This is a genomic window from Pseudomonas putida (assembly GCF_016406145.1).
GTDB lineage: Bacteria > Pseudomonadota > Gammaproteobacteria > Pseudomonadales > Pseudomonadaceae > Aquipseudomonas > Aquipseudomonas putida_E.
Window position 1 is genome coordinate 4,658,268 of sequence record NZ_CP066306.1, and the last position, 12,047, is coordinate 4,670,314.

Annotated in this window: 9 protein-coding genes; all 9 read left to right on the forward strand. The window is 62.1% G+C overall.

Features of this window, described 5'->3' with window-relative positions; genetic code table 11:
• Positions 1-28: 28 nt before the first annotated feature.
• Positions 29-1,456, forward strand: a complete 1,428-nt coding sequence (arcD, locus tag JET17_RS21470; protein ID WP_012316035.1) for an arginine-ornithine antiporter — start codon at positions 29-31, stop codon at positions 1,454-1,456.
• Between the two features lie 32 nt (positions 1,457-1,488).
• The gene (gene arcA, locus JET17_RS21475) at positions 1,489-2,742 is read left to right on the forward strand and encodes an arginine deiminase (RefSeq protein ID WP_012316036.1); all 1,254 of its coding nucleotides are present in this window, start codon (positions 1,489-1,491) and stop codon (positions 2,740-2,742) included.
• A gap of 68 nt (positions 2,743-2,810) precedes the next feature.
• Positions 2,811-3,821, forward strand: coding sequence for an ornithine carbamoyltransferase (locus tag JET17_RS21480; protein WP_012316037.1), 1,011 nt, complete (start codon positions 2,811-2,813; stop codon positions 3,819-3,821).
• A 142-nt stretch (positions 3,822-3,963) separates the two neighbouring features.
• Complete coding sequence (gene arcC / locus JET17_RS21485; protein ID WP_012316038.1) at positions 3,964-4,893, forward strand: carbamate kinase; 930 nt, start codon at positions 3,964-3,966, stop codon at positions 4,891-4,893.
• A gap of 56 nt (positions 4,894-4,949) precedes the next feature.
• On the forward strand, positions 4,950-5,318 hold the full coding sequence (locus JET17_RS21490) for a DUF5064 family protein (RefSeq protein WP_012316039.1): 369 nt from the start codon (positions 4,950-4,952) through the stop codon (positions 5,316-5,318).
• 147 nt (positions 5,319-5,465) lie between these two features.
• Positions 5,466-6,977, forward strand: coding sequence for a sigma-54-dependent transcriptional regulator (locus tag JET17_RS21495; protein WP_042111711.1), 1,512 nt, complete (start codon positions 5,466-5,468; stop codon positions 6,975-6,977).
• Positions 6,978-7,196: 219 nt separating this feature from the next.
• Positions 7,197-8,402 carry a sodium/glutamate symporter gene (gene gltS / locus JET17_RS21500; protein ID WP_012316041.1) on the forward strand — a complete coding sequence of 402 codons (1,206 nt, stop codon included), beginning with the start codon at positions 7,197-7,199 and terminating at the stop codon, positions 8,400-8,402.
• 277 nt (positions 8,403-8,679) lie between these two features.
• A complete protein-coding gene (gene gcvH / locus JET17_RS21505) occupies positions 8,680-9,063 on the forward strand; it encodes a glycine cleavage system protein GcvH (protein ID WP_012316042.1) in 384 nt (127 codons plus the stop codon).
• A gap of 11 nt (positions 9,064-9,074) precedes the next feature.
• Complete coding sequence (gcvP, locus tag JET17_RS21510) at positions 9,075-11,930, forward strand: aminomethyl-transferring glycine dehydrogenase (RefSeq protein ID WP_012316043.1); 2,856 nt, start codon at positions 9,075-9,077, stop codon at positions 11,928-11,930.
• Positions 11,931-12,047: the final 117 nt, after the last annotated feature.

A 12,047-nucleotide genomic window follows, 5' to 3' on the forward strand; every position in this document is an offset into this window, starting at 1 on the left:
CAACGTTCTCCTGGTACGGAGTTGTTAAATGGCTGATTCTTCCGGAAAACTAAAACTCGGCGCACTCGTTGCACTCGTCGTCGGTTCGATGATTGGCGGCGGTATCTTCTCGCTGCCGCAAAACATGGCCGCCAGCGCAGGGGTTGGCGCCGTGCTGATCGGCTGGGCAATCACCGCAGTGGGCATGCTGACCCTGGCCTTCGTGTTCCAGACCCTGGCCAACCGCAAGCCTGACCTGGACGGCGGGGTATACGCCTACGCCAAGGCCGGCTTCGGCGACTACATGGGCTTCTCCTCGGCCTGGGGCTACTGGATCAGCGCCTGGCTGGGCAACGTCGGTTACTTCGTGCTGCTGTTCAGTACCCTCGGCTACTTCTTCCCCATCTTCGGTGAAGGCAACACCCCGGCCGCCATCATCGGCGCCTCGGTGCTGCTGTGGGCGGTGCACTTCCTGGTTCTGCGCGGCATCAAGGAAGCGGCGTTCATCAACCTGGTCACCACAGTGGCCAAGGTTGTGCCGCTGGTACTGTTTGCGCTGATCTGCGTATTCGCCTTCAGGCTCGACATCTTCACTGCCGACATCTGGGCCACCGGCACGCCGGAACTGGGCAGCGTGATGAACCAGGTGCGCAACATGATGCTGGTCACCGTCTGGGTGTTCATCGGCATCGAGGGTGCGAGCATCTTCTCCTCACGGGCGGAAAAACGCGCCGATGTGGGCAAGGCCACGGTCATTGGCTTCATCACCGTGTTGCTGTTCCTGGTGCTGGTCAACGTGTTGTCGCTGGGTGTGATGACTCAACCGGAACTGGCCAAACTGCAGAACCCGTCGATGGCTGCCGTGCTGGAGCATGTGGTTGGCCATTGGGGCGCGGTGCTGATCAGCGTCGGCCTGATCATCTCGCTGCTAGGCGCCCTGCTCTCATGGGTGCTGCTGTGCGCCGAGATCATGTTCGCCGCTGCGAAGGATCACACCATGCCGGAGTTCCTGCGCCGCGAGAATGCCAACCAGGTGCCGGCCAACGCCCTGTGGCTTACCAACGCCATGGTGCAGATCTTCCTGGTGATCACATTGTTCTCCGCCAGCACCTACCTGTCACTGATCTACCTCGCCACCTCGATGATCCTGGTGCCCTATCTGTGGTCGGCGGCCTATGGCTTCCTGCTGGCCATGCGCGGTGAAACCTACGAGCAGGCTGCCAGAGAACGCAGCAAAGACCTGCTCATCGGCGCCATTGCACTGATCTATGCCATCTGGCTGCTGTATGCCGGCGGCATGAAGTATCTGCTGCTCTCCGCCCTGCTATATGCCCCCGGGGTGATCCTGTTTGCCAAGGCCAAGCGTGAAATTGGCCAACCGATCTTCACCAACGTGGAAAAACTGATCTTTGCGGCTGTGGTCATCGGCGCCCTGGTGGCGGCCTATGGCCTGTATGACGGCTTCCTGACCCTGTGACCCACGTCTTCGCTCAATTGGAGGAAAGAACCATGTCCGCTGAAAAACAGAAGTACGGTGTGCACTCCGAAGCCGGCAAGCTGCGCAAGGTAATGGTTTGCGCTCCTGGGCTTGCGCACAAGCGCCTGACCCCGAGCAACTGCGACGAACTGCTGTTCGATGATGTGATCTGGGTCGATCAGGCCAAACGCGACCATTTCGACTTCGTCACCAAGATGCGCGAGCGCGGCGTGGATGTGCTTGAGATGCACAACCTGCTGACCGACATCGTCCAGAACAAAGACGCGCTGAAGTGGATTCTTGACCGCAAGATCACCCCTGACACCGTAGGTGTCGGCCTGACCAACGAGGTGCGCAGCTGGCTCGAAGGCCTCGAGCCGCGCCACCTGGCCGAGTTCCTGATCGGCGGTGTGGCCGGCCAGGACCTGCCGCAGAGCGAAGGCGCCGACGTGGTCAAGATGTACAACGATTACCTGGGCCACTCCAGCTTCATTCTGCCCCCGCTGCCGAACACCCAGTTCACCCGCGACACCACCTGCTGGATCTATGGCGGCGTCACGCTGAACCCGATGTACTGGCCGGCGCGACGCCAGGAAACGCTGCTGACCACTGCCATCTACAAATTCCACCCGCAATTCACCGGTGCCGACTTCCAGGTCTGGTACGGCGACCCGGACAAAGACCACGGCAACGCCACCCTTGAAGGCGGTGACGTGATGCCGATCGGCAAAGGCATCGTGCTCATCGGCATGGGCGAGCGCACTTCACGCCAGGCCATCGGGCAACTGGCGCAGAACCTGTTCGCCAAGGGCGCAGTGGAAAAGGTCATCGTCGCCGGCCTGCCGAAGTCCCGCGCGGCGATGCACCTGGACACGGTATTCAGCTTCTGCGACCGCGACCTGGTCACAGTCTTCCCCGAAGTGGTGAAAGAAATCGTGCCGTTCATCATCCGCCCGGACGAAAGCAAGCCCTACGGCATGGACGTGCGCCGCGAGAACAAGTCGTTCATCGAAGTGGTGGGCGAGCAACTGGGCGTCAAGCTGCGCGTGGTCGAGACCGGCGGCAACAGCTTCGCCGCCGAGCGCGAACAGTGGGATGACGGCAACAACGTGGTGGCGGTGGAACCTGGCGTGGTCATCGGCTACGACCGCAACACCTACACCAACACCCTGCTGCGCAAGGCCGGCATCGAGGTCATCACCATCAGCGCCGGCGAGCTGGGCCGGGGCCGTGGCGGCGGCCACTGCATGACCTGCCCGATCGTGCGTGACCCCATCGATTACTAACGACCATTTTCCCGGCTGCCCCCACAAGGCGGTGGCCGGGCCGATTACCGAACTCAAGGAGAATCACCATGGCGTTCAACATCCATAACCGCAACCTGCTCAGCCTCGAACACCACAGCACCCGCGAGCTGAAGTACCTGCTGGACCTGTCCCGCGACCTCAAGCGTGCCAAGTACACAGGTACCGAGCAGCAGCACCTGAAAGGCAACAACATCGCCCTGATCTTCGAGAAAACCTCAACGCGCACCCGCTGCGCCTTCGAAGTGGCCGCTTATGACCAAGGGGCAAACGTTACCTACATCGATCCCAACTCTTCGCAAATTGGCCACAAGGAAAGCATGAAGGACACCGCCCGCGTACTCGGGCGCATGTACGATGCCATCGAGTATCGCGGCTTCAAGCAGGAAATCGTCGAAGAGCTGGCCAAGTTCGCCGGGGTGCCGGTGTTCAACGGCCTGACCGACGAGTACCACCCGACCCAGATGATCGCCGACGTACTGACCATGCGTGAGCACAGCGACAAGCCGCTGCACGACATCAGCTATGCCTACCTGGGCGACGCCCGCAACAACATGGGCAACTCGCTGCTGCTGATCGGCGCCAAGCTCGGTATGGACGTGCGTATCGCTGCGCCCAAGGCGCTGTGGCCGCATGACGACCTGGTCGAGCGCTGCAAGCAGTACGCTGAGGAAAGCGGTGCACGCATCACCCTTACCGAAGACCCGAAAGCTGCGGTCAAAGGTGTGGACTTCGTGCACACCGACGTCTGGGTGTCGATGGGTGAGCCGATCGAAGCCTGGGGCGAGCGCATCAAGCAGCTCAAACCCTATCAGGTGAACACGGAGCTGATGAAGTCCACCGGCAATCCGCGGACCAAATTCATGCACTGCCTGCCGGCTTTCCATAACTCCGAGACCAAGGTCGGCAAGCAGATCGCCGAACAGTATCCGGACCTGGCCAATGGCATCGAAGTGACCGACGACGTGTTCGAGTCGCCCGCCTGCATCGCCTTCGAACAGGCGGAAAACCGCATGCACACGATCAAGGCGATCCTGGTGTCGACCCTGGCTGATCTCTGATAAGCACCTCGGTAGTGTGGGAGCCGGCTTGCCGGCGATGCAGGCAACACGGTGCATGGCACCGGCTGCGCCGGTGATCGCCGGCAAGCCGGCTCCCACACAGAAACGAGGCGCTCCCCCCATCTTCGCAAAGGACATTCCCATGCGAATCGTTGTTGCATTGGGCGGCAACGCCCTGCTGCGCCGCGGCGAGCCCATGACCGCTGACAACCAGCGCGCCAATATCCGCACCGCCACCGAGCAGATCGCCAAGATTCACCCCGGCAACGAGCTGGTCATCGCCCACGGTAACGGCCCCCAGGTTGGCTTGCTGTCATTGCAGGCGCTGTCGTACAAACCCGACGAAGCCTACCCGCTGGACGTGCTCGGTGCCGAAACCGAAGGCATGATCGGTTACATGATCGAACAGGAGCTGGGTAACCTGCTGGCGTTCGAAGTGCCGTTCGCCACCCTGCTGACCCAGGTCGAAGTCGATGCCGACGATCCGGCCTTCAAGGACCCGACCAAGTTCATCGGCCCGGTCTACAGCAAGGAAGAAGCCGAACGCCTGGCCAAGGAGAAAGGCTGGGTGGTCAAGGCCGACGGCGACAAATACCGCCGCGTGGTGGCCAGCCCCAAACCCAAGCGCATCTTCGAGATCCGCCCGATCAAGTGGCTGCTGGAAAAAAACAGCATCGTGATCTGCGCAGGCGGTGGCGGTATCCCCACCATGTACGATGAAAACCGCAAGCTCAAAGGCATCGAAGCGGTCATCGACAAGGACTTGTGCTCGGCACTGCTGGCCGAACAACTGGAAGCCGACCTTCTGATAATCGCCACTGACGTCGATGCGGCTTACATTGACTGGGGCAAACCCACGCAAAAAGCCATTGCCCAGGCCCACCCCGACGAACTCGAACGCCTGGGCTTCGCCGCCGGCTCCATGGGGCCGAAGGTGCAGGCCGCAAGCGATTTCGCCCGCGCCACCGGCAAGGTCGCCGTGATCAGCTCGCTGGAGAATATCGAGGACATCGTCAAAGGCACCGCCGGCACCCGTGTTTCAACGGCCAAGCCAGGCATCAGCTACCGTTGAATGCAGTAGGCGGGCGCAGGCCGCCCGCCATTTTCGACCCTCCGGAGGATTCCGCCATGGCCCAGTACCAACCTGGTCACGTGCATATCGAGCGCACTGCGCTGAACGCCAATGACCACAGCTACGACCTCAACATCGAGTACGAAGCGACTCAGGATCCCAGGGAAGGTCGGGGTATCCAGTTCCGCTTGCATGGCAGCATCGAAGGCAAGCCGGTAGATGAAAAGTTTTACCTGCCCAAAGATCAGGTGTTGCCGAGCTTTTTGATGGTGCTAAGCCGCAAGGCCCAGTCACACCTGCCACCGCACAAGAAATTCGAAACGCTCGGTTCACCGCACAAGATTTACGACCAGATGTTCGAGGACATCCGCGCCAAACTGGATGTGAAGTCCGGCGATTCGATCAAGCCTGAACATTTAGAGTAAACCCAATCGCCGGCAAGCCGGCTCCCACAGGTACCCCGCTGTCTCAGGTTCTGCGGAGTACCTGTGGGCAGGCTTGCCGGCAATTGGGTTTACCACTGCTCCCAAGGCATACTACTGCCCTCCCCGGCCATAACCCCCCGCCTCCCCATGCGCATCCATGTCAGCTTCATCGACCGCGTCGGCATCACCCAGGAAGTCCTCGCCCTGCTCGGTGCCCGCAACCTCAACCTGGACGCCGTAGAGATGGTGCCGCCGAACGTCTACATCGACGCTCCGACCCTCAGCCCCGCCGTACTCGAAGAACTGCACGACGCGCTGTTCGAAGTACATGGGGTACAGTCGGTAGACGTGGTCGATATCCTCCCTGGCCAGCGCCGCCACCTGCAGCTCGATGCCCTGCTCGCCGCCATGAGCGACCCGGTGCTGGCCGTCGACAGCGCAGGCCTGGTGCTGCTGGCCAACCCCGCGCTGATCGCCCTGTGCGGGCGTGAGTCAGCGGGGCGGTCTGTTGGCGAACTGTTCGGCGACCCCGGCCTGCTGCAGGCGCTGCTGGACAACAACTTCCACCTGCCGATGCGCGAGATGCAGCTCAACGGCCAGAGCCTGCTGCTCGATGCCACGCCCATCACCAACGCCGGCGGCCTGTTGACCCTGTACCCGCCCAACCGCATGGGCGAGCGCCTGTCGGCCCTGCACCACGACCACGCCGAAGGCTTCGATGCGCTGCTCGGCGAGTCCCCTGCGATCCGCACCCTCAAGGCCCGCGCCCTGCGCGTAGCGGCCCTGGATGCGCCCCTGCTGGTACATGGCGAGACCGGCACCGGCAAGGAACTGGTGGCCCGTGCCTGCCATGCCATCAGCAGCCGGCAAGCGGCGCCTTTCCTGGCCCTCAACTGCGCCGCGCTGCCCGAGAGCCTGGCCGAGAGCGAACTGTTCGGCTACGCCCCAGGCGCTTTCACCGGCGCCCAGCGCGGTGGCAAACCCGGGCTGATGGAGCTGGCCAACCAGGGCACGGTATTTCTCGACGAGATCGGCGAAATGTCGCCGTACTTGCAAGCCAAGCTGTTGCGTTTTCTCAGTGACGGCAGCTTCCGCCGGGTGGGCGGCGACCGCGAGGTGAAGGTGGATGTGCGCATCATCAGCGCCACCCACCGCGACCTGGAACGCATGGTCGCCGAAGGCACCTTCCGGGAAGACCTGTTCTACCGCCTCAACGTGCTCAACCTGCAGGTGCCGCCCTTGCGCGACCGTGGCCAGGACATTCTGATGCTCGCGCACTACTTCATGCAGCAGGCCTGCACGCAGATCCAGCGCCCGGCCTGCCGACTGACCCCGGCTACGCACTCGGCATTGCTGGCCAACCCTTGGCCGGGCAACGTGCGCCAGCTGCAAAACGTGATCTTCCGTGCCGCCGCCATCTGTGAAAGCAACCTGGTCGACATCGGCGATCTGGACATCGCCGGGACATCGGTGGCGCGTGGCCAGGATGGCGAGGTCGCGAGCCTGGAACAGGCGGTGGGGGATTTCGAACGTGAACTGCTGCAACGGTTATATGCCAGCTACCCATCGACCCGGCAACTGGCGGGGCGCTTGCAGACTTCGCATACCGCGATAGCCCAGCGGTTGCGTAAGTATGGAATTCCCAAAGCGAAAATTTAATGATGCAACCATCACCCCTTCTCGGATTACTCCGAGAAGGGGCTTTAAATCTAATGATCGGCCCGCTCCCACTCTCCATCCCGCATTTCATGGTATTCCGGGCAAGGATTAGAACTTTACGTTATCAGGTTTCAGACTAGTCCTACGGGCGCAGCCAATACTTCAACAAGCACTGCTGCGAAAATGACGCTCTTCTTTGTTATGGAGAGAGCGCCTCTCATGCTTGAACTCGACTTCTATGGCACATTGGTCGCCGCCTCCCTGGTGCTGTTACTGGGCCATGGCCTGGTGACTCGTGTCGTTGTCCTGCGAACCTACAATATTCCCGAACCTGTTGCAGGCGGCCTGGTCGTTGCCCTGATCCTGCTCGTGTTACGCAGCTTCGACCTGCAAGTGCAATTCGATACTTCATTGCAAGCACCGTTGATGCTGGCGTTCTTCGCCACCATCGGACTGAACGCAGACTTCGCCAGTTTGAAAAAAGGCGGGCGCGTGGTCGGCATCTTCCTGGTCGTGGTGACCGGCTTGCTGCTGGTGCAGAATGCCATGGGCATCGGTCTGGCCACGGCATTGGGGCTGGACCCGTTGATGGGCCTGCTGACCGGCTCCATCACCCTGTCGGGCGGCCACGGCACGGGCGCGGCCTGGAGCAGTACCTTCAGCGAAAAATATGGCCTGGCCTCCGCCTCGGAGCTGGCCTTGGCCTCCGCCACCTTTGGCTTGGTGCTGGGCGGCCTGATCGGCGGCCCGGTCGCCCGCCTGCTGATCAAGCGTGTGAAGATCCCTGGCGTGGACCAAGCAACGCCTCACTTGCCCAAGGGATTTGAAGAGCCCGAAAAAGAACGCCTGATCACACCCTTCTCGTTCATCGAGACTTTAGCGCTGATTTCAGTCAGCCTGCTCGGCGGCACCCTGTTGAATGGCCAACTACTGGGCACGGCGTTCGAACTGCCAACATTCGTTTGCGTCTTGTTTGTCGGGGTGTTGTTACGCAACGTGCTTTCAGCGCTGGGTCTGTATCAGGTATTCGAGCGTGAAATCTCAGTGCTGGGCAACGTCAGCCTATCGCTGTTCCTGGCCATTGCACTGATGTCGCTCAAGTTGTGGGACCTGGCGGCACTCGCCCTGCCCTTCCTGATTATCCTGGCCGCACAGACGTTGCTCATGGCGCTGTTCGCGATCTTCATCACCTTCCGGGTCATGGGCAGCAATTACGACGCAGCGGTATTGGCAGCCGGGCATTGCGGATTCGGCCTGGGTGCCACGCCAACCGCCATCGCCAACATGCAAGCCGTAACCCACCGCTTCGGGCCTTCGCATTTGGCGTTTCTGGTGGTGCCGATGGTGGGAGCATTCTTCATCGACATCATCAATGTCATCGTCATCAAGCTGTACCTGGCATTGCCGTTTTTCGTTGCGGGCTAAGCCCAAACGCCTCATTGTATTGATTTCAATACACCGTATTGAAATCAATACAAACCCCTTCAGATCCGTCTGTGCAAGGGTTTGATCCCCAAACTCTTTTTCCTTTCTCGCCAACTGTATCGTTTTCATTCCAAAAAAATTGCAAAATGATGACGAACAATATTTAACTTATTGTTTTATAAGATTTTTTTACGAGTGGCCGCATTATTGCTAAGGGAATCCCAACCCAAGAGCGCGAACCCACCGCGCCCAACGCCCTGCTTCCCGAGGATTCCCCATGAGCGAGTTGCGTTTCACTGAAGATCACGAATGGCTGCGCGTCGAAGCTGACGGTAGCGTCACCGTAGGCATCACCGCCTACGCCCAGAACGCCCTCGGCGATGTGGTCTTCGTGCAACTGCCGGAGCTGCAGCAATACGACAAAGGTGCCGAAGCCTCCACCGTCGAGTCGGTCAAAGCCGCCAGCGGCGTGTACATGCCCCTGAGCGGGGAAGTGGTCGCCATCAACGACGGCCTGAACGACAGCCCTGAGCTGGTCAACGAAGACCCCCTGGGCGAAGGCTGGTTCTTCCGTTTCATTCCGGCCGACATGAACGAAGTGGCTGCCCTGCTCGACCAGGACGCCTACGACCGCCTGATCAAAGCCAACGACGACGCCTGAGGAACCCGACCATGACCATCAACCTCGGCACCGCCAACGAATTCATCGCCCGCCACATCGGCCCACGCGCCGCGGACGAGCAGGCCATGCTGGCCACCCTGGGCTTCGACTCGCTGGAGGCCATGACCGCCGCAGTCATCCCCGACACCATCAAGGGCACCAGCGTACTGGGCGCCGAAGACGGCCAGAGCGAGGCCGATGCCCTCGCTGCGCTGAAAGCTATCGCCGGTAAAAACCAGCTGTTCAAGAGCTATATCGGGCAGGGTTATTACAACACCCACACCCCGGCGCCGATCCTGCGCAACCTGCTGGAAAACCCGGCCTGGTACACCGCCTACACCCCTTATCAGCCCGAAATCTCCCAAGGCCGCCTGGAAGCCTTGCTCAATTTCCAGACCCTGATCAGCGACCTGACCGGCCTGCCGATCGCCAACGCCTCCCTGCTCGACGAAGCCACCGCGGCAGCCGAGGCCATGACCTTCTGCAAGCGCCTGTCGAAGAACAAGGCCAGCCATGCCTTCTTCGCCTCGGTGCATTGCCACCCGCAGACCCTCGACGTCCTGCGTACCCGTGCCGAACCACTGGGTATCGAGATCGTGGTGGGCGACGAGCGTGAACTCGATGACGTCAGCGCCTTCTTCGGTGCACTGCTGCAATACCCGGCCAGCAATGGCGAGGTGTTCGACTACCGCGAGCTGGTGCAGCGCCTGCACGGCGCCAACGCCCTTGTCGCCGTGGCCGCCGACCTGCTGGCCCTGACGCTGCTGACCCCACCGGGCGAGTTCGAAGCAGACGTTGCCATCGGCAGCGCCCAGCGCTTTGGCGTACCGCTGGGCTTTGGCGGCCCGCACGCGGCCTACTTCGCCACCCGCGACGCATTCAAGCGCGACATGCCGGGCCGCCTGGTCGGTGTATCGATCGACCGGTTCGGCAAGACTGCCCTACGCCTGGCCATGCAAACCCGCGAGCAGCATATCCGCCGCGAGAAGGCCACCAGCAACATCTGCACCGCCCAGGTGCTGCTGGCCAACATTGCCAGCATGTTCGCCGTATACCACGGCCCTGCGGGCCTCAAGCGCATCGCCGAACGCACCCACGCACTGACCTCGATCCTCGCTGCCGGTCTGAAAACCCTTGGCGTGCAAGTGGTCGGAGAAACCGCGTTCGACACCCTGACCCTGGCCACCGGCAACGCTACCGCAGGCCTGCACGACAAGGCACGCGCCCAGCGCATCAACCTGCGCCAGATCGACGCCGCCCACCTGGGCCTGTCGCTCGACGAAACCAGCACCCAGGCTGACGTCGAGGCGCTGTGGCAGCTGTTCGGTGGCCAACAGGCACAACCGGACTTCGCCGCCCTGGCCGCCAGCACCGGTTCGCGCCTGCCTGCCGCCCTGCTGCGTCAGTCGGCCATCCTCGAACACCCGGTGTTCAACCGCTACCACAGCGAAACCGAGCTGATGCGCTACCTGCGCCGCCTGGCCGACAAGGACCTGGCGCTGGACCGCAGCATGATCCCGCTGGGCTCGTGCACCATGAAGCTCAACGCCGCCAGTGAAATGATCCCGGTGACCTGGGCCGAGTTCGGCAACCTGCACCCGTTCGCGCCGGCCGAGCAAAGCCAGGGCTACCTGCAGATGACCACCGAGCTGGAAGCCATGCTCTGCGCCGCCACCGGGTATGACGCCGTGTCGCTGCAACCTAACGCCGGCTCCCAGGGCGAATACGCGGGCCTCCTGGCCATCCGCGCCTACCACCGCAGCCGCGGCGAAAGCCATCGCGACATCTGCCTGATCCCCTCCTCGGCTCATGGCACCAACCCGGCAACCGCACACATGGCCGGCATGCGCGTCGTGGTCACCGCGTGTGACGCGCGTGGCAACGTCGATGTCGAGGACCTGCGCGCCAAGGCCATCGAGCACCGTGAGCGCCTGGCCGCGATCATGATCACATACCCGTCGACCCACGGCGTGTTCGAAGAAGCGATCGGCGAGATCTGCGCGATCATTCACGACAACGGCGGCCAGGTGTACATCGACGGCGCCAACATGAATGCCATGGTCGGCCTGTGCGCACCGGGCAAGTTCGGCGGCGACGTCTCGCACCTGAATCTGCACAAGACCTTCTGCATTCCGCACGGCGGTGGCGGCCCAGGCGTCGGCCCGATCGGCGTCAAGTCGCACCTCGCGCCGTTCATGCCCGGCCACGCTCAGTTGCAGAACCGTGACGGGGCGGTATGCGCCGCACCGTTCGGCAGCGCCAGCATTCTGCCGATCACCTGGATGTACATCCGCATGATGGGCGGTGCCGGCCTCAAGCGTGCCTCGCAGATGGCGATCCTCAATGCCAACTACATCGCCCGCCGCCTGGAAGAGCACTATCCTGTTCTGTACACCGGCGGCAATGGCCTGGTCGCCCACGAGTGCATCCTCGACCTGCGCCCGCTCAAGGATACCAGCGGCATCAGCGTCGACGACGTGGCCAAGCGCCTGATCGACTTCGGCTTCCACGCCCCGACCATGTCCTTCCCGGTGGCCGGTACGCTGATGATCGAGCCGACCGAAAGCGAGGCCAAGGAAGAACTGGACCGTTTCTGCGACGCGATGATCCAGATCCGCGAAGAGATTCGCGCCGTGGAGAACGGTAGCCTGGACAAGGATGACAACCCGCTGAAGAACGCTCCGCACACCGCTGCCGAGCTGGCTGGCGAGTGGGGCCACGGCTACAGCCGCGAACAGGCGGTGTACCCGCTGCCAAGCCTGGTGGAAGGCAAGTACTGGCCACCTGTGGGCCGGGTCGACAACGTGTTCGGCGACCGCAATCTGGTGTGCGCCTGCCCGTCGATCGAGAGCTATCAGGACGCCTGACCGCCTGGGGCCGCTTCGCGGCCCATCGCCGGCAAGCCGGCTCCCACCGGTACTGCAACCCGTCGTGGAAGCAGCGCTGAACCTGTGGGAGCTGGCTTGCCGGCGATGGGCTGCGCA